This window comes from Planosporangium spinosum, from assembly GCF_049999945.1.
Classification (GTDB): Bacteria; Actinomycetota; Actinomycetes; order Mycobacteriales; family Micromonosporaceae; genus Planosporangium; species Planosporangium spinosum.
The window spans coordinates 416,256-434,290 of sequence record NZ_JBLYUB010000001.1 but is presented as its reverse complement, the minus strand read 5'-3'; the positions used below and the strand labels follow the sequence as shown (position 1 = coordinate 434,290).

At 73.3% G+C, this 18,035-nt stretch carries 15 protein-coding genes; 8 read left to right on the top strand and 7 right to left on the bottom strand.

From position 1 onward, the window contains the following. Positions 1-12 precede the first annotated feature (12 nt). From ACNTMW_RS02055 to ACNTMW_RS02045, 3 genes are read right to left on the bottom strand one after another with little or no spacing between them, the layout of a single operon-like run. Entirely contained in the window at positions 13-846 is an 834-nt protein-coding gene (locus tag ACNTMW_RS02055; protein WP_426631565.1) for an ABC transporter ATP-binding protein, read from the bottom strand. Next, positions 843-1,859 carry a FecCD family ABC transporter permease gene (locus ACNTMW_RS02050; RefSeq protein ID WP_426631564.1) on the bottom strand — a complete coding sequence of 339 codons (1,017 nt, stop codon included), beginning with the start codon at positions 1,857-1,859 and terminating at the stop codon, positions 843-845. The genes ACNTMW_RS02055 and ACNTMW_RS02050 overlap by 4 nt, the downstream gene beginning before the upstream one ends. Further along, complete coding sequence (locus tag ACNTMW_RS02045) at positions 1,856-2,848, bottom strand: FecCD family ABC transporter permease (protein ID WP_426631563.1); 993 nt, start codon at positions 2,846-2,848, stop codon at positions 1,856-1,858. The genes ACNTMW_RS02050 and ACNTMW_RS02045 overlap by 4 nt, the downstream gene beginning before the upstream one ends. Before the next feature lie 215 nt (positions 2,849-3,063). Between ACNTMW_RS02045 and ACNTMW_RS02040 the strand changes: the two genes are divergently transcribed. From ACNTMW_RS02040 to ACNTMW_RS02020, 5 genes are all read left to right on the top strand, one after another. Then, on the top strand, positions 3,064-4,521 hold the full coding sequence (locus tag ACNTMW_RS02040; RefSeq protein ID WP_426631562.1) for a PQQ-dependent sugar dehydrogenase: 1,458 nt from the start codon (positions 3,064-3,066) through the stop codon (positions 4,519-4,521). Continuing rightward, the gene (locus ACNTMW_RS02035; protein ID WP_426631561.1) at positions 4,518-5,081 is read left to right on the top strand and encodes a hypothetical protein; all 564 of its coding nucleotides are present in this window, start codon (positions 4,518-4,520) and stop codon (positions 5,079-5,081) included. The genes ACNTMW_RS02040 and ACNTMW_RS02035 overlap by 4 nt, the downstream gene beginning before the upstream one ends. 229 nt (positions 5,082-5,310) lie before the next feature. Then, complete coding sequence (locus ACNTMW_RS02030; protein ID WP_426631560.1) at positions 5,311-6,528, top strand: hypothetical protein; 1,218 nt, start codon at positions 5,311-5,313, stop codon at positions 6,526-6,528. Positions 6,529-6,625: 97 nt separating this feature from the next. Beyond that, complete coding sequence (locus tag ACNTMW_RS02025) at positions 6,626-7,075, top strand: effector-associated constant component EACC1 (RefSeq protein ID WP_426631559.1); 450 nt, start codon at positions 6,626-6,628, stop codon at positions 7,073-7,075. Further along, positions 7,059-11,537 carry a caspase, EACC1-associated type gene (locus ACNTMW_RS02020; RefSeq protein WP_426631558.1) on the top strand — a complete coding sequence of 1,493 codons (4,479 nt, stop codon included), beginning with the start codon at positions 7,059-7,061 and terminating at the stop codon, positions 11,535-11,537. Before ACNTMW_RS02025 ends, ACNTMW_RS02020 begins: the two co-directional genes overlap by 17 nt. A 16-nt stretch (positions 11,538-11,553) precedes the next feature. Here the strand turns inward: ACNTMW_RS02020 and ACNTMW_RS02015 are convergent, their stop codons facing one another. Both ACNTMW_RS02015 and ACNTMW_RS02010 read right to left on the bottom strand, forming a co-directional pair. Then, a complete protein-coding gene (locus ACNTMW_RS02015) occupies positions 11,554-13,041 on the bottom strand; it encodes a flavin-containing monooxygenase (RefSeq protein ID WP_426631557.1) in 1,488 nt (495 codons plus the stop codon). A 49-nt stretch (positions 13,042-13,090) separates the two neighbouring features. Continuing rightward, positions 13,091-14,506, bottom strand: a complete 1,416-nt coding sequence (locus tag ACNTMW_RS02010; protein ID WP_426631556.1) for a cytochrome P450 — start codon at positions 14,504-14,506, stop codon at positions 13,091-13,093. A 109-nt stretch (positions 14,507-14,615) separates the two neighbouring features. On the opposite strand from ACNTMW_RS02010, the gene ACNTMW_RS02005 reads away from it, so the two are divergent. Further along, positions 14,616-15,242: a TetR/AcrR family transcriptional regulator gene (locus tag ACNTMW_RS02005; protein WP_426631555.1), complete on the top strand. Its 627-nt coding sequence runs from the start codon at positions 14,616-14,618 to the stop codon at positions 15,240-15,242. A 96-nt stretch (positions 15,243-15,338) separates the two neighbouring features. Here ACNTMW_RS02005 and ACNTMW_RS02000 read toward each other — a convergent pair whose 3' ends face one another. Next, entirely contained in the window at positions 15,339-16,094 is a 756-nt protein-coding gene (locus ACNTMW_RS02000; protein ID WP_426631554.1) for an SDR family NAD(P)-dependent oxidoreductase, read from the bottom strand. Then, the gene (locus ACNTMW_RS01995) at positions 16,091-16,834 is read right to left on the bottom strand and encodes a YoaK family protein (protein ID WP_426631553.1); all 744 of its coding nucleotides are present in this window, start codon (positions 16,832-16,834) and stop codon (positions 16,091-16,093) included. The genes ACNTMW_RS02000 and ACNTMW_RS01995 overlap by 4 nt, the downstream gene beginning before the upstream one ends. Positions 16,835-17,206: 372 nt before the next feature. Between ACNTMW_RS01995 and ACNTMW_RS01990 the strand changes: the two genes are divergently transcribed. Next, positions 17,207-17,698: a hypothetical protein gene (locus ACNTMW_RS01990; RefSeq protein WP_426631552.1), complete on the top strand. Its 492-nt coding sequence runs from the start codon at positions 17,207-17,209 to the stop codon at positions 17,696-17,698. A 5-nt stretch (positions 17,699-17,703) separates the two neighbouring features. Further along, positions 17,704-18,030, top strand: a complete 327-nt coding sequence (locus ACNTMW_RS01985) for a winged helix-turn-helix domain-containing protein (protein ID WP_426631551.1) — start codon at positions 17,704-17,706, stop codon at positions 18,028-18,030. Positions 18,031-18,035: the final 5 nt, after the last annotated feature.

Sequence of the window (18,035 nt, the reverse complement as noted above, 5' to 3'; positions counted from 1 at the left end):
GCGTTCCCTTTCTCAGGCGGTGGATAGTGCGGGGAGGACCAGGGGAGCGCCCGTGACCGGGCAGGGCACGACGACGCATTCGAGGCCGAAGACCTCGCCGATCGTGTCCGCGGTGAGGACCCCCGCCGGAGCGCCCCGGGCGACGACCCGGCCGTCACGCATGGCGACGACGTGGTCGGCGTAGCGGGCGGCCTGGTTGAGGTCGTGCAGGACGGCGACGACGGTGCGGCCGTCCCGGACCAGGCGGCGCAGCAGGTCGAGCACCTCGACCTGGTGGGCCAGGTCCAGGTAGGTGGTCGGCTCGTCGAGCAGCAGGATCGGGGTCTGCTGCGCCAGCGCCATGGCGATCCAGACCCGCTGCCGCTGCCCGCCCGACAGGGTGTCGACCGGGCGGTCGGCCAGGTGCGTGACGTCGGCGCGGGTCATCGCCTCGCGGACGGCCGCGGCGTCGTCGGCCGACCACTGCCGCCACCAGCGCTGGTGCGGCTGCCGGCCGCGGCCGATCAGGTCGGTGACGGTCACCTCCTCGGGTACGAGCGGGCTCTGCGGGAGGATGCCGAGCCGGGTGGCGAGCTCCCGTGTACCGATGCGGTCCAGGGCGACGCCGTCGAGCAGCACCGCGCCGGCGCGCGGGGCGAGCAGCCGGCCGAGGCCGCGCAGCAGCGTGGACTTGCCGCAGCCGTTCGGCCCCACGATGACGGTGAGCGCACCGGTCGGGACGTCGAGGTCGAGGCCGTCGACGACCGGCCGGTTCGGGTAGCCGAGCGTCAGGCGCCGGGCGGCGAGGGACCCCCGCGCGTTCGCGGCGTCCGTCGCCGGACCGGTGCCTCCGGGGTGCGTGCTCATGGGGTTCTCCGGCGTCGGACGAGCAGGACCAGCAGGTACAGGCCGCCCACGGCGGCGGTGAGCACGCCGGCCGGCAGCTGGGTCGGGCTGACCAGCCGGCGGCCGGCGAGGTCGGCGGCGACCACGAGGACCGCGCCGACGAGGGCCGAGTTGACCAGCGGCGGACGTCCGGCGCGGACCAGGCGCTGGGCCACCTGCGGGGCGACGAGCGCCACGAAGTCGACCGCGCCGACCTGCGCGGTCACCGCGGCCGCGGCCAGTACGCCGGTCGCGGCCAGCCCGAGCCGGCGGGCGGTCGGACGTACCCCGAGACCCCGGCCGGTGTCGTCGTCGAGGGCGCTGGTGTCCAGTGCCCGCCCGGCCCACAGCAGCACCGGGCTCACCAGCAGCAGCACGACCGCGATCCAGCCGGCCTCCCGGTAGCCGCGCCCGGCGAGCGAGCCGATCAGCCAGATCTGGGCGCGCTGCCCGTCGATGGCGTCGGCGGCGACGATCGCGACCTCGATCAGCGCGCGGAGCGCGAACGCGACGGCGACGCCCGCGAGGACGAACCGGCGCGCCGACAGGCCGTGCCGGGCGCCGAGCGCGAACACCAGGGCGGCGGCGAGCAGGCCACCGGCGGCCGCTGCCGGGGCGACCACGGCGAGCGCCGCGCCGGACGTCAGCGCCACGGTGGCGGCCAGGCCCGCGCCCTGCGTCACGCCGATGACGTCCGGGCTGGCCAGCGGGTTGCGGCTGACCCCCTGGATCAGCGCGCCGGCGATGCCGAACGCGCAGCCGGCGACCACCGCGAGAACGGTACGGGGCAGGCGCAGGTCGACGACCAGCAGCCGGCTCGGCCCGTCGGCCCCGGCCAGCGCCCGTAGCACCTCGCCCGGGGGGACGACCACCTCGCCGACCGACAGCGCGGCGACCACCGTCACGGCGAGGACGACGGCGAGCGCGAGCGCGGTGACGACCGGGCGGCGCCGGACGGTGACGCTGAGCGGGCCGGCCCGCAGCACGTACCTCACCGGGCCACCGCCCGGCCGCGTACGACCACGTAGGCGAGGACCGGTGCCCCGACCAGTGCGGTGACGATGCCCGCCGAGATCTCCGCCGGTGGCGTGACGACCCGCCCGGCGACGTCGGCGCCCAGCAGGAGGACCGGGCCGAGCAGCGCCGACGCCGGCAGCAGCCAGCGGTGGGCCACCCCGACCAGCGCGCGGGCGACGTGCGGTACGGCGAGGCCGACGAAGGCCACCGGTCCGGCCGCGGCCACCGCCGCGCCGGTGAGGACGACCGCGGTGGTGCCGGCGGCGAGCTTGACGAGGCCGACCCGGTGGCCCAGGCCGACCGCGACGTCGTCGCCGAGCGCCAGCGCGTCCAGCGGTCTGGGCAGCAGCGCGGCGACCGCCGCGCCGGCGAGGACGAACGGCGCGAGCTGGACGGCGACGTCGAGGTCGCGGCCGGTGAGGGCACCGACCAGCCAGAACCGGTACTCGTCGAAGGTCCGGCCGGACACCGCCAGGATGCCGACGACGACGGAACCGAGCGCGGCGTCGAGGGCGGCGCCGGCGAGCGCGAGCGTCACCGGTGAGCGGTCGCCGCGCTGCCCGGCGGCCAGCACCGCGCCGCCGGCGAGGACGGCACCGCCGATGGCGAACCAGACGTAGCCGGCGGCCGTACCCACGCCGAAGACGGCGATCGCGACGACGACGCCGAGGGCGGCGCCGGCGCCGACGCCCAGTACTCGCGGCTCCGCGATCGGATTGCGGGTCAGCGCCTGCATCAGCACCCCGGCCAGCGCGAGCCCGGAGCCGACGAGCAGTCCGAGCACGGTGCGGGGTAGTCGTAGCGAGCGGACGATCGTCGCCGTCTCGCCGCCGTCCGGAGCGGTCAGCGCCCGCCAGACCTCGGCCGGCGGGACCGCGCGGCTGCCCACGGCGAGGCTTGCCACCACGGCCATGACCAGCAGCGCGGCGAGCACGCCGAGCGTCGCGAGCCGGCGGGTCGTCCGCATCCACCACCTCCGTAATTAGGAATGCCTAACCTAACTGATGAGGGTGTCAGGGTCGTATCCCGGGCGACAATGTGCGCTTGATCATGTAGTCGCGGCGTCCAGGCCGGGGTGATGCCTTCTCGCCAGGTGCTGTCCGGATCGTTTACGTCCGGGTGTGCAGGGAATCCGCCACGTTCCGATCCGGGCTTGTTCGGACCTGCCCTTGGGGGCACGCGATGACCGCATTCGTACCGCTGACGACGACCGTGGCGGAGCGGGAGGCGTTGCAGGAGCTGCCCACGCCCGCCCGGCCACGCGTCGACCCGGCCGACGTCGTCGTACCGGCCGGCTACCGTGTGGAGGTGGTGCTGGTCGGCCTGTCGATGCCCTGCGGGATGGGTTTCGCCGCCGACGGCACCCTGTTCGTGCTGGAGGGCGGCAGCACCTGGCCGACCCGGCCGTACCTGCCGGCCCGGATCCTGCGGCTGGACCCGGACGGCCGCCTCGGGGTCGTCACCGAGGAGGCGCTCGGCGGGCCGCGGCACGTCGCCGTGTACGACGGCGCGCTGCTGGTGTCCTGCAAGGGCGGCCGGCAGTCCCGCATCGACCGGATCGACCTCGCCACCGGCGCGCGGGAGGTCCTCGTCGACGGGCTGCCCAACGGCGGCTGGCACGAGCCCGGCGGGCCGGTCTTCGGCCCCGACGGGCTGATGTACTTCGCCCAGGGCTCGGTGTCCCAGCAGGGCGTGGTGCTGCCGCAGGGGTTCCAGGTCGACGTCGCCCGGCATCCCGGCGTACACGACGTACCCGGCGAGGACGTCGTGCTGACCGGCAACAACGTGCAGACCTACGACCCGACCGCGCCGTACCCGTACCTGGTGGAGACGGGGCCGTTCAAGCCGTTCCGCACCCCGGCCCGCCGCGGGGAGGTGGTACGCGGCGAGCTCAGGTGCAGCTCCGGGCTGTGGCGGGCGCAGCCGGACGGCAGCGAGATGGAGCTGGTCGCCTGGGGCATCCGCAACCCCTACGGCATGGCGTTCGGCGAGGACGGCGACCTGTACGTCACCGACAACGACTTCGAGGAGACCAGCGACCGCGCGATCCAGGGCGACCCGGACCGCATCTGGCGGATCGAGGCAGCCCGCAGGCCGCACGGATCGCATCCCCGGCCCGCCTGGTACGGGTTCCCCGACATCTGCGGCGACGGGCTGCCGGCCTGGCATGAATCGCACCTGCCCCGGCGCGGCCAGCCGGCCGAGCCGCTGATCGAGGATCCGCCGCCGTGGGCGGGCCCGGCGGTGTTCCTGGAGCAGCCGCACTCGGCGATGGCCGGCCTGGACGCCTGTCGGACCGACGCCTTCGGTTACCGGGGGCGGCTGTTCGCCTGCGAGTGGGGCACGCTGGCGCCGATGAACTCCCCGGATCCCGCCGACCGCGACCACGGGTTCCGGGTGGTGTCGGTGGACCCGGCCGACGGTACGGCCGAGGTGTTCATGCGCAACCCGCGCCCCGGTCCGGCGTCGGCACTGGGTACCGGCGGCCTGGAGCGCCCGGTCGACGCGGCGTTCGCCCCCGACGGCAGCCTGTACGTGCTCGACTTCGGGGTCTCGCCGGTCATGAACGAGAACACCCACATCTCGTACGGGCACACCGGGGTCCTGTGGCGCGTCGTGCGGGACGGGAGCGCGCCGTGATCCGTCCGCTGCTGGTGGAGGTCGACGAGGCCACCATCGCCGCTCACCTGGACCGGGTCACCCCGTGGCTGGTCACGACGCGCGCGCTGCAGTCCGCCTACCGCAAGGCCCTGGAGGACACCGCCGACGAGGTCGGTGAGCCGCACATCAGGGGCTGGCTGCGGGAGATCGCCGGTCCTGCCCGGGAACACGAGGCGGCCGTCGACGACCTGTACCGCGCGTTCGGCCACCAGCCGCCGGCGCCGGACCTCGTGGGCCGGGCCGGCTCGCTGGTGTCGTCCGTGCTCGGCACGGCCCGCGAGCTGGTCGGCGAGGTGCAGGGCCGGGTCGCGGGCGCGCGCGGCCGGGCCTGGCGGCAGATGCGCATGTTGCTGCTCGCCAACCTCGACGCGACCAGCGGATTCGCCGTGGCCGAGCAGTTGGGTATCGCCCTGGGCCGACCGGCCGTCGTCGACATCGCGTTTCCCATCGTGGCCGACAAGACCCGCCACCAACTGCTGATCCGCGAGTGCTTCCTGGAGATGGCGGCGAACGCGATCCTCTACCAGCGCGACGTATGACCGCCACGCGGCGGCGGGTACGTCTCCGTCATCGTCAGCGGCCCGCCCGCCGGGCAGCGTGGGCACCTTCATCCCCGGGTGCCTTGGGGGGAGGTGGCCTCCGGCATGCCCCGACGGCGCCGTCCGTACCGGATCCGCCCACGGCCACGTGACGGTTCTCGACAACCAAAGACCGACATGCATATCGTGACACGGTCATCCGGACTGCGACGGGGATCCTGTCATACCAGTGCGTAAGACTGCCCTCAGCATCATGACCGGCGCGTTCGTCGTGGCCGCCGCCACCCTCACCGCCACACCCGGGTACGCCGCGAGCGTACCCACCTCGCTGCCGCCCGGCCAGTTCACGCTGACGTCCACCTACCACCAGTTCGACGCGGTGAACGACGCGCTCGTCGCCACGCTGGGGACGGCCGCCGTGCACACGGTCATGGACAACGCCAACCATGACCGGGAGGCCATCACCGACTCGCTGGGGCTCGCGGGATACGTGGGCGGGTTCGCATTCGACCGGGGCGACACGGGCGACTCCGGCGACTCCGGCGACAACAACGACTGCGCGAACTGGCCGCAGGGCATCACGACCAGCCGGGACGCCGTCGGAACCGCGGGCGGCGGCACCTACGACGGTCACCAGCTCATCCTGGTCAGCTGGTACACCACGGACGGGTGCGACGGCGCGCAGTCCCGCAGCCGGATCACGCTCGTCGACTGGGACGCGGACTATCCGAACAAGTACCGGAAGATCCTGCTCGTCGAGCCGACGGGCACCGCCGCGGCGCCGACCTTCAAGGACATCCCGATCCACGCCGGCGGGGTGTCCTGGTACGGGGACTACCTCTACGTCGCCGACACCGGCCGCGGCATGCGCGTGTTCGACCTGAGGAAGATCCTCAAGACGAACACCGGCGGTACCGCGGGCCAGATCGGCCGGCAGCCCGACGGCACGTACTACGCCCACAACTACGCGTACGTCCTGCCCCAGATCGGCGTGGTCACCGCGGGCACCACCTCGGGCACCCCGCTGGCCTGGTCGACGATCTCCCTCGACCGGGTCAGCGGCTCGATCGTCATGGCCGAGTACACCTGTCAGTCCGGCTGCTCCGGCTACCCGAACCGGGCGCCGCGCGCGATCCGGTTCCCGTTCGCCTCGGGCGCCACCACCTTCGCCGCGACGACCACGGCCTCGGAAGCGCTGCAACTGCCCTGGTACAAGCTCAACGGGGTCGCCTCGCACAACGGGCGCTGGTGGTTCAACTCGTCCGGGGCCAAGCAGCTCTACTACTGGACGCCGTCGACGGGAGCGCGCACCCATGGCTGGGTCGGTGGCGGCGAGAGCATCAGCTACTGGGAGGACGCGACCAACCCCGACCTGCTGTGGTCACTGCAGGAGACTCGCGGCCACCGCAACGTCTTCGCCGTCGAACAGGCCAGCTACGGCCCCTGAGCCGGTGTCGGGGCAGCCCGGGCCGGCTACGGCCGCTGAGCCGCGCCGGCGCACCGCCTCCGGACGGGACGGACAGGTTCCATGATCGTGTGACACGATGGCCACTCAGGACGGTGAGCGGGACCGGTCGATTGTCGTCGAAACGCCGGAGGCACTGGTGGACGTGACGGTCGAGGTAGAAGGCGACCGCCCGGCGGACGAACTGCGCTCGTTGCAGTCCTGGTTGCTCGCGGAGCACGCGCTACGGGGCCGGGTCCGGTTCGCGGAGCCGCCGCCGGCGCCCGGCACGCTGGGCGGGGTCGTGGAGGCGCTCACGGTCGTGCTGGGCCCCGGCGGGGTCGCCACCGCCATGGTGACCGCCCTGATCTCCTGGATACGTCGCCGGCCCGGCACCGTCAGCGTGAAGGTGACGCGGACGGACGGGGCGTCGTTCGAGCTGAGCGCACCGCTCACCGGTGCCATGAGCCCGGCCGAGGTCCGGGCGCTGACCGCGGACCTGACCCGCGCCCTCGACGGCCCCGGGGAGGTCCGTGGTGACGCCGGCTGATCCGGCAGGCCCGCGGCTCGTGACCGCGTTGAGTCCCGCCGGATCCCGGGTCCTGCTGGTGGGTACGGGCACGCACGTGAGCGGTTCCCGCCTGCCGGACGTGCCGGCGGTCGCGGACACGATCCGGGACCTGAAGAGTGTCCTGGTCGACCGGTGCGGTGCGAGCCCGGACAACCTCCGCACCCTCGTCGATCCGCGGGACCCGGTCGAACTGGGCAGCGCCCTGACCGCGGTCGCCGACGAGGCAACCGACGTGCTGGTGGTCTACTACGTCGGGCACGGGCTCGTCAGCGCCGGCAACGAGTTGTACCTGGCGACCAGCGCGACCGACGACCCGTTCACCGGGTTGGCGTACAAGGCGTTGCCGTACCAGGCGCTGCGGGACGCGCTCAGCACCTGCCCGGCCACCTCGATCGTCGTCGTGCTGGACTGCTGCTTCGCCGGGCGGGCGCACGGCTCGCTGGGCACCGCGGCGAACGACGCGTTCGAACTGGCCGCGCTGGGCGGCACGTACGTGCTTGCCTCCTCCTCCCGGGACGAGCCGGCGCTGGCCCCCGCCGGGGAGAGGTACACGGCGTTCACCGGTGCGCTGATCACGCTGCTGCGCGACGGTGACCCGGCGGGGTTTCCGGAACTCACGATCGAGTACGCCTACCAGTACCTGCGTCGCGTGTTGCCGCAGCGCGACCTGCCCGCGCCCGAGCGGCACCTCAGCGGCCAGGCCGGCGACCTGGTCCTGGCCGCCAACCCGGCGGCGGTACCACCGCCCACCAGGCGCCCGGCCGCCGACGCGGTGCCGGTGGCGGACCAGGTCGAGCCGCCCTGCCCCTACCGAGGTCTGGACAGCTTCACGGCCGACGACGCCAGGTTCTTCTTCGGCCGGGACGCGCTGATCGCTGAGCTGGTCGGCCGGGTGGCGGCGGGGGCCTCCGACGGGCGCCCGATCGCCCTGGTCGGCCTGTCCGGAGTGGGGAAGTCCTCGTTGCTGCGCGCGGGGTTGATCCCCGCCATGGACCGGGGAGAGTGCCGCCTCCCCGGTTCGCGGACCTGGCCGCACCTGGTGCTCACGCCCGGCGGGCGGCCGGTGGACACCCTGGCGGCCCGGCTGGCCCGGCCGGCGGGGATGACCGAGGACGAGGTGCGGGCGGACCTCCGCGCCGATCCGTCGCGGCTCGTCGGGATCGCCCGCCGGGCACTGCGCCGGCAGGCCGGTGGGAAGGACGTGCCCGGCGGGCGGCTGCTGCTGGTGGTGGACCAGTTCGAGGAGCTGTTCACCGCGTGTCAGGACGAGGACGAGCGGCGCGTCTTCATCGCGGCGGTCTGCGCCGCCGGCGTCCGTCCCGGGGACGCCACCGAACCCCCGCTCCTGGTCGTGCTGGGGTTGCGCGCGGACTTCTATCCCCACTGCATGGCCTACCCGGACCTGGCGGGCGTGCTGAGGGACCGGAGTGTCCTGGCCGCGCCGATGACCCCCGACCAGCTGCGCGAGGCCATCGAGAAGCCCGCGGCGGCCGCCGGCCTCGGGCTGGAGGAGGGGCTGGCCGACCTGCTGCTGCACGACCTGCGGGCCGACCACGACTTCGCCGGCGGGACCCTGCCGCTGCTGTCCTACGCGCTGCTGCTCACCTGGGGCAGGCGCGAGGGCCGGACCCTCACCATCGCCGGGTACGCCGCCACCGGCGGTATCTGGGACGCGGTCACCCGGGAAGCCGACCGGGTCCACGACGGTCTCGATCCGGCCGGACAGCGGGCGGCGCGGTTGATGCTGCTGCGTATGGTGCGCCTCGGCGAGGCGACCGAGGACACCCGCCGCCGGGTCAGCCTGACCGAGCTGGTCGACGAACGTCCCGACGTGGACGCCACCGCGGTCGCCCGCGCCCGCGACGCCCTCGCCAAGGCCCGCCTGATCACCGTGGACGACGACACCGCCCAGATCGCCCACGAAGCCCTGCTGCGCGCGTGGCCCCGGCTCCGCGGCTGGATCGACGAGGACCGGGCTGGCCTGCTGGTACAGCAGAAGCTCAGCGACGACGCCGCCGGCTGGGAGCGGGCCGGGCGCGACCCGGTCGAGCTGTACCGCGACAGCAAACTCGAACTGGCGCGGGACTGGGCCGACGGCCATCCCGGCCAACTCGGCGCGCTCGCGCGGGAGTTTCTCGGCGCGAGCGCACGCGCCGACCGCCGCCGCCGCCGGATCCGCGCCGGCGTGATCGCGGGGCTGGCGTCGATGCTCGTGGTCTCGTTGGTCGCGACGGTGTTCGCCGTGATCGGGCAGCGGAGAGCCGTGACCCAGCAACGGGCGGCCGTCTCGCGAGAGCTGGTCAGCCGGGCCGAAGCCACCTACGACAATGCCCCGCAGCTGGGGCTCATGCTCGGTATCGCGGCCGACCGGCTCACCCACAGCGAGGCGACGGCCGCGAGCCTGACCAGCAGCCTCGTCGCGCCGTACGCGGCGACCCTGGCCGGGCACACCGGTGTGGTGACCGCGGTGGCGTTCAGCCCCGACGGGCGGGTGCTCGCCAGCGGCAGTCTCGACAGCACCCTCCTCTGGGACGTCGATGATCCGACCCGCCCGCGCAGGCTCGGTGAGCTCAAGGGCCACGGCTGGGTGAGCGCGGTGGCGTTCACCCCCGACGGCCGGACGCTGGCCACCGGCACCGACAACGCGGTGGCCCTGTGGGACGTCGGCGATCCCGCCCAACCCCGGCAGCTCGGCCAGCCGGTCACCGCGCACGCCGGTGGGGTGCGCGCGCTGGCGTTCAGTCCGGATGGGCGGGTGCTGGCCAGCGGTGGCGGTGACAGCGCGGTTCTGCTGTGGGACGTCGGCAATCCCGCCCGGCCCCGGCAGCTCGCCCCGCTCCGTGCGCACAAGGCCGTGGTGGGTGCGGTGGCGTTCAGCCCGGATGGGCTGGTGCTGGCCAGCGGTGGCGGCGACAACTCGGTCATCCTGTGGGACGTCGGCAACCCCGCCCAGCCCCGGCAGCTCGGCCAGCCACTCACCGGCCATACCGATGCGCTGACCGCGCTGGTGTTCAGCCCGGACGGGCGGGTGCTGGCCAGCGGTGGCGGCGACGCCTCGGTCATCCTGTGGGACACCGGTGATCCGAGCCGGGCCCACCCGGTCAGTCAACTCAGTGGACACGGCAGCCCGGTACGGGCCGTGGTGTTCAGCCGGAACGGCACGGCCGTCGCCGCGGCCGGCGCGGACCACGCGGTCATCTCGTGGGATGTCGCCGACCCCGCGCGTCCGCGCCAGACCAGCGACGAGCTGGGCGGCCACACCAACTGGTCCCTCGCGGTGGCGTTCGCGCCGGAGTGGAAGTTCCTCGCCACCGGGAGCACCGACAATACCGTGATCCTCTGGACCCACGGCAGCCCCGGCCAGCTCCGCACGCTCATCCACCTGCAACATGCGGACGCGGTACGCGCGGTGGCGTTCAGCCGCGACGGGCACATGCTCGCCAGCGGCAGCGCCGACAACACGGCGAAGCTGTGGGACATCAGCGACCCGGGCCAGCCCGGCACCTTCCACAAACTCAGCCAACTCGCCGGCCACACCGGCTGGGTGAACGCGGTGGCGTTCCACCCCGAGGGGCGCATGCTGGTCACCGGCAGTGAGGACGGCACCGCGATCCTGTGGGACATCGCCGACCCGGAGCATCCCCGCCGGGTCGGCCAACCCCTCACCGTCCAGGGGTCAGCCGTGACCACGGTGGCATTCAGTCCGGACGGGCACGTCCTGGCCACGGGAAGCGCCGACACCGTGACCCTGTGGGACGTCGGAGATCCGGCCCGGGTCCGTGAGCTGGGCCGGCTCACCGGCGCACAGGGACAGGTGTACGCGGTGGCGTTCAGCCCGGACGGGCGCACGCTCGCCGCCGGCGGGAACAACGGCACCGTGATCCTCTGGGACACCAGCGCCCCTGCTCGGCCCCACCAGATCGGCCAACCCCTCGCCGGCCACACCAGTTGGGTGACCACCCTGGCATTCAGCCCGAAGGGAGACAGCCTCGCCACCGGCGGCCTCGACTCCAGCGTGATGGTGTGGGACATCAGCGATCCCCGCAGCCCGCACCGACGTGGCGTGCCCCTCACGTACCACACCAGTTGGGTACGCGGAGCGGCGTTCAGCCCCGACGGGCGCACCCTCGCGACCGTGAGCAACGACCGGACCATGGTCCTGTGGGACACCACCGACGCGAAGCAGGCTCGGCGCATCGCCCGGTACTCCGGCCACGCCGATGCGGTGCTCGCGGTCGCGTTCAGCCCGGACGGGCACCTGGTGGCCACCGGCGGCGGCGACAGCACCGTCCTGCTGCGGGACGTCACCGCACTCAACGACCTCCGTGACCACGCCGTCGAGCGGGCCTGCGAGCGGACCGGCCGCGGGCTCAACCGCGCCGAGTGGAAGCAGTACGTGAATGACCTGACCTACGAACAGACCTGCCCGCACCGGCCGTAGCCGTCCGACGGTGCGCTCACGACCGGTGGGGAACGGTCGGGGCCCGGTCGGTGCGGCGCTGGAACCGCAGCACGCCGTCGTCGATCCGGCCGTACCGCAGCGCCAGCACGTCGTGCGCGTAGCTCATGCCCAGCCGCCACGGAGCCCGTGAGCCGGCCTTCGGGAACTCGTCGATGGAGCGCAGCACGTACCCGGCCTGGAAGTCCAGCAGCGGCCGCGCGGTCACCCCCGGGTCGGTGTTGGTCGGCACGCACCGGTCGTAGCCGTGTGCGTCCAGGTACCGCAGCAGCCGCACGACGTACTCGCTGACCAGGTCGGCCTTGAGCGTCCAGGACGCGTTGGTGTACCCGATGGTGAAGGTGAAGTTCGGCACGCCGGACAGCATCATGCCCTTGTACGCCATGGTCTCCGGCAGTGAGACGTCGCGGCCGTCGACGGACAGGTGCATGCCGCCGAGTGCCAGCAGGCGCAGCCCGGTGGCGGTGACGACGATGTCGGCGGAGAGTTCGGCGCCGGACTCCAGGCGCAGCCCCGTCTCGGTGAACTCCCTGATCCGGTCGGTGACCACCGAGGCGCGGCCGTGGCGGATCGCGGTGAACAGGTCGCCGTCGGGCGCGATGCACAGCCGCTGGTCCCACGGGTCGTACCGAGGGGCGAAGTGGGTGTCGACCTCGTAGCCGGGCGGTAGCTGCTTGATCGCGGCTTTCCGGAGCATCGACTTCACGGTGCCCGGCCGGCGCCGGCTGAGCTGGTAGAGCAGCGTGCCGAAGGCGACGTTCTTCCACCGGGTGACCGGGTAGGCGCGGCGCACGCCGAGCAGGCGCCGCAGCCGCATCGCGATCGGGTCCTCGGCGGGCAGGGTCGCGATGTAGGTGGGGGAGCGCTGCAGCATCGTCACGTGGGCGGCCCGGTCGGTCAGGGCCGGGACGAGCGTCACGGCCGTCGCGCCGCTGCCGATCACGACGACCTTCCTGCCGGTGTAGTCGAGGTCGGCCGGCCAGTGCTGCGGGTGGACGACCGTGCCGCCGAACCGGTCGATGCCGGGGAAGTCCGGCGTGTGGCCGGTGTCGTAACGGTAGTAGCCGCTGCACACGTACAGGAAGTGCGCGGTCAGCCGGACGGGTCGGCCGTCGTGCACCGCCTCCACCGTCCAGCGCGCGTCGTCGCTGGACCACTCCGCGCGGACCACCCGGTGCCCGAACCGGATGTGCCGGTCGATGCCGGCCTCGGCGGCGGTGTCGCGGATGTAGCGCAGGATCGACGGCCCGTCCGCGATGGCCCTGGTCTGCGTCCATGGCCGGAACCGGTAGCCGAGGGTGTGCATGTCCGAGTCGGAGCGCACCCCGGGGTACCGGAACAGGTCCCACGTGCCCCCGATGGCTTCCCGCGCCTCCAGGATCGTGTAGGTCCGGTCGGGGAAGGCCGACCGGAGGTGGTGCGCGGCGCCGATGCCGGACAGCCCGGCGCCGACGATCAGCACGTCGACGTGTTCGGTCGTGGTCATCGCACGGCCTCCTTCCGGCGGGCGCGCACCCCGGACATCAGGCGCGAGATCACAGCGTGGTAGTGCGTGGGTGCGATCCGGGCGAGGGCGTCGAGACGGTACGCGTCCGGGCCGACGAGGATGCGTGCCCTGCCGCGTTCCACCCCGCGGTGGATGATCTCCGCTGCGGTGTCCGGCGACCCACGACCGCCCGACCCCCCTTCGCCGGCGCGCTGGCGACACCGCGGGAGTGCCACCGCTCGTCGGGCTCGTCGGTCGGCACCAGTGTGAGGTCGCGCAGCAGCGTACGCAGCACGACGTCCATCTCCATGGTCGCGAACGCCGCGCCGAGACAGCGCCGGGTACCGCCGCCGAACGGGATCCACCGGTACAGGTCGGGTTTCGCGTCGCGGAAGCGGGACGGGTCGAACGCCCGCGCGTTCGGGAAGATCGTTTCGTCGTCGTGGATCAGGGCGATGCTGACCATGATCACGTACCCCTTCGGGATCGTCCACCGGCCGAGTCGCAGGCTGTCGGTCTTCACCTGGCGCCCCACCATGTCGATGACCGGCCGGGTGCGCTGCACCTCGGTGATCGTCGCGTCGCGGAGTGCCCGGCCGCCCGCGTCCACCTCCTCGACCAGGTCACGCAGGACCGTGGGGTGGCGGCGGATCCGCTCGATCGTCCAGGCGAGCGTCGTGGCCGTCGTCTCGTGCCCGGCGGAGAGCAGGGTGAGCAACTGGTCGGCGACGTCGCGGTGACTCATCGACGAGCCGTCGTCGTAGCGGCTCTGCACCATCATCGCGAGGATGTCGTCGCGCTCGTCGAGGTGGTCGTCCTGTTCCGCCTTGGTGATCAGCCGTTCGACGACGGCGTCGTACTCGCGGCGCATCATCCAGAACCGGCCCCACGGGCTCAGGCGTCCCCAGTCGACGGTCGGCACCGGGACCAGTGCCAGCCGGGAGCCGAGTGTGACCATCGCCGGGAGCAGCTCGCGGAGCTGGGCGAACTCGGCACCTTCGGCGCCGAACACCGCCCGCAGGATGACGTTGAGCGTGATGCGCATCATCGACGGCAGGGTGGCGAAGGGCCGGCCGTGCGGCCACGAGGCCAGCTCACGCATCGTCTCGGACTCGACGACCGTCTCGTACGCGGCGAGCCGGCGGCCGTGGAACGGCGGGACGAGCAGCTTGCGCTGCCGGCGGTGCTCCTCCCCGGTGAGGGCGAAGAACGAGCCGGGGCCGAGGATCCGCCCGAGGTTGGGTTCGAGGTTGTCGGCGACGTCGGTACGGGTCAGGAACAGCTGCTTGATCTCGGCGGCGCCGCTGACGACCACGGCGCGGCCGAAGATCGGCAGGGTGACGGTGAAGGCGTCACCGTAGCGGTCGCGCAGCCGGTGCATGCCGCGGCGCGGCGCGGTGAGCGCGTAGGCCATCTGGACGAAGTGCGGGGTGGACGGGCCTGGAGGAAGCGTCGCAGTCGTCATGGAACCAGCACCTTCCCGGCGTGGTACGTGAGCGTACCACCTGCACGGTACGCTCGTGTACCGTTCCATTCAAGGGTTTCACTGAAGGGGGAGGTATAGCGTGTCCACGGTGACGACCGCACAACGCCAGCGCCGCGCGGAGCGGACGGCGAGCGCGCCCGACGACGCGGGTACCTTCCGCCAGCGGCTGCTCGACGGCCTCGCCGTGTCGATCGCGCAGGTCGGCTACCGCACCACCACGGTCGCCGACATCGTGCGCCGCGCGCGTACCTCACGGCGGACGTTCTACGAGCACTTCTCCGACAAGGAGGCGTGTTTCGTCGCGCTGCTCACCGACGCGAACACGGAGATGATCCGCCAGATCTCCGCCGCCGTCGATCCGGGCGCACCCTGGGCGAGCCAGGTGCGGCAGGCGATCGAGGCATGGATCGCCTCCGCGGAGTCCGCGCCCGCCATCACGGTGAGCTGGATCCGTGACGTGCCCGCGCTCGGCGCGGGGGCGCGCCGGTTGCAGCGCGAGACGATGGAGTCCTTCATCGTCATGATCCAGACGCTGTGCGACACCGAGGAGTGGCGCTCCGTCGGTGCCGGTCCGGTGTCCCGACAGATCGCGATCATGCTCCTCGGTGGGCTGCGTGAGCTGATCGCGACCACGGTCGAGGACGGTGGGCGGATCGGTGACGTCACCGAGGTCGCGGTGAGTGCGTCGATCGCCCTGCTCGGCCCGCGCGCCTAGGCGAGGATCTCGGCCAGGTGGCGATCGAGGTCGGTCGCGCGAACTCCGCACTCAGCCCCTGGGCGGCATCGTCGGGTACGGCCGGTCGTCCGCCGGTCACAGGCCGCCGGAGACGGTGAGTTCGCTACCGGTGACGAACGACGAGGCCGGCGAGATCAGCCACGACACGGCGGCCGCGATCTCGTCGGGCCGGCCGACACGACCGAGGGGGCTACCCGCGGCCGCCTCGCGCACCTCCGGGACCGCCGCGATCATGTCCGTGGCGGTGACGCCCGGCGAGACGGTGTTGACGCGGATGCCTTCGGCTCCGACCTCGGCTGCCAGGCCACGGGTGAACGTCACCAGGGCACCCTTCGAGGCCGCGTAGGGCACACTGCCGGGTATGCCGCCGGTCCGGGCGGCGACCGAGGCGATGTTGACGATGGAGCCGCCGGCGCCGCCGTGCGCGGTCGACATCGCCCGTACCGCGTGCTTGGCGCACAGCACCGGCCCCACGACGTTGACGAGCATCAGGCGGGTCAGCGCGTCGGCCTCCTGCTCGTCGACGCGTGCCGGCGCGCCCAACGTGCCGGCGTTGTTGACCAGCGCGGCCAGTGGCCCCAGTTCCCGGTGCGCCCGCGCGAACAGGTCCGTGACGTCGCCCGGGTCCGCGACGTCGGCGCGTACGGCCACGGCCCGGCCGCCGCGGGCGCGAATCGTGGTGACCACCGACTCGGCGCCACCGGTGTCCGCGGCGTAGTTGACGACCACGCCGTACCCGTCCCCGGCCAGCTTCTCGGCGATCGCGGCGCCGATACCCCGGCTGGCGCCGGTGACGATCACCGCGCCCTTCTCCGGCTCGGCTGGTGTCATGTCGTCGACCTCCCGCCGTCAGGGGTGGAGGACGGCCTTGGCCGGGTCAGTGCCGCGGCGACCACAGCGGCGGCGACCAGGGCCGTCGGTGGAACGAGCGCCAACGACGGCGCGACGCGCAACACGAGGGCGCCGACGATCGCGCCGCACAGCAGCGCCGCCAACCGGGTGCCACCACCCGCGCCGGCGGCGAACCGGTGCGGGTCGACCGTGAGCGTGCGCACCACGCCGGTCAACGTGCCGGTCAGGTAGGTCGTGGAGGCGCCGGGCCCGCCGGAGCTGACCGTGAGCGCACTCTGTACGCCCATCGCCGCGGCGGCCGTTGCGAGAAGCGACGGTGCGGCCAGGCGGCCGGGGTGCGCGGCGGTGGCCAGCCACCCGGCCGCCACGCCGGCCAGCAGCACCACCTCGACCGCCGCGACCACGCTGGTCCGCCGCAGCCAACCGGCACCGCACCGGCCCAGGGCCGCGGTGCCGACGGCCACCCCCAGGGCGTAGCCGCCGACGGCCGTCGCGGCGCCGGTCGCCAGCCGGGCGTCCGTTGTGGTGATCGACCGGCCGAGCTGGATCAGGTTGCCGGTGATGACGCTGGCGAACAGGCCGCCGAGCCGGCTGACGCACACGGCGTCCAGGCAGCCGGAGGCCGCGGTCAGGACGATCAACAGCCGGGTGACCACCCGCTCGGGCAGCGCCGCGTCCGGGCGTGGGCCGGACGCGGTACCGCCGGCGCCGGCCCCCACGGTATGCCTCCTCCACGGCGTGGCCGTACCCGGTCGTGCGGAGCCCATGCCGGGCGGTTCGCCCGCGTTGCGGGCGGGCCGGGAGGGTCAGCGGGGCCAGATCGCCACGAGGAGGAACACCGTCAGCGCGACGGCGACCACGATCAGGGCCATCTTGACCGCGAGGTCGCCGGTGGACCGGGGCGGCGTCTGCCGTGGGTCGTGCACCCGTCCAGACAACCATGCGCGGTGGCGGAGCGGGTGAGGAGTACCCGCCGGAGTGACGCGCCGGCGTCCGGTTCTCCCGGTACGCGTCTTCTCCCGGTACGCGCCGCTGACGACTTGCCTAGTTGGAAAGACGTCGTGTACTTTCCTTCATGGAAAGTCGTTGGGATGAGCCCGGGAGAGGGGACCGCCGTGGACAACGCCTACGAGAGCAACATCAACCCCGAGGACGCGCGGCGCGCGCTGGACGAGATCGCCGAGCGCCGCCGGCAGGTGAAGCTGACGGCCGCCGCTCCGTTGCCCTGGTGGTACCTCACCGGTGGCGCCGTGGGGATGTGGCTGATCGGGGCGAGTCAGGATCTCAGCGCGACCCCGTCGGTCATGGCCGCCGGGCTGGCCCTGTTCATCGCCACCAACACCGGCCTGCACCGGGTGCGGCGGGTCCAGGTACGAACGTGGACCCGCCAGGCGTGCCTCGTGGCGGCCGGTGGCAGCGCCGTGCTGCTGGCGGTCCAGATCGGCACCATCATGGTGGCGTACCTCGCGCACGTCCCCCGCCCCCACATGGTCGCGGGCGGCGCCATGGCGACGGCCTTCGTCGTCCTGGCCGTCCTGATGCAGCGCATCGCGCGCGCCCGGTTGCGCGCACACCGGGGGTGACCGCCGTGTATCCCGGCTTCGACGAGGTCATCCATCCACAGCCCCGGCTGTCCATCGTGGCGCTGCTGGCCGCCGCCGACTGGGCGGAGTTCAGCTTCATCCGCGACAGCGTGGGCCTGAGCGACTCCGCCCTGTCCAAGCACCTGTCGACCCTGGAGCAGGCCGGCTACGTCACGATCCGCAAGACCAGCACCGGTCGGCGGCGGACCACCGACCTGCGGTTGACCCGCCAGGGCCGGGCCGCCTTCGAGGCCCACGCCGCCGCGCTGCGGGCCCTCATCGGGAACGCCCGGCCGACCCCACCGGCAGCCCCACCACCGGCGGAAGCCTGACGGCG

Bases quoted from the DNA above. Each gene is read 5' to 3' on its own strand.
- ACNTMW_RS02055 (WP_426631565.1), bottom strand. From the start codon at position 846: ATGAGCACGCACCCCGGAGGCACCGGTCCGGCGACGGACGCCGCGAAC.
- ACNTMW_RS02040 (WP_426631562.1), top strand. From the start codon at position 3,064: ATGACCGCATTCGTACCGCTGACGACGACCGTGGCGGAGCGGGAGGCG.
- ACNTMW_RS02000 (WP_426631554.1), bottom strand. From the start codon at position 16,094: ATGACACCAGCCGAGCCGGAGAAGGGCGCGGTGATCGTCACCGGCGCC.
- ACNTMW_RS02045 (WP_426631563.1), bottom strand. From the start codon at position 2,848: ATGCGGACGACCCGCCGGCTCGCGACGCTCGGCGTGCTCGCCGCGCTG.
- ACNTMW_RS02025 (WP_426631559.1), top strand. From the start codon at position 6,626: ATGGCCACTCAGGACGGTGAGCGGGACCGGTCGATTGTCGTCGAAACG.
- ACNTMW_RS02010 (WP_426631556.1), bottom strand. From the start codon at position 14,506: ATGACGACTGCGACGCTTCCTCCAGGCCCGTCCACCCCGCACTTCGTC.
- ACNTMW_RS02015 (WP_426631557.1), bottom strand. From the start codon at position 13,041: ATGACCACGACCGAACACGTCGACGTGCTGATCGTCGGCGCCGGGCTG.
- ACNTMW_RS01990 (WP_426631552.1), top strand. From the start codon at position 17,207: ATGAGCCCGGGAGAGGGGACCGCCGTGGACAACGCCTACGAGAGCAAC.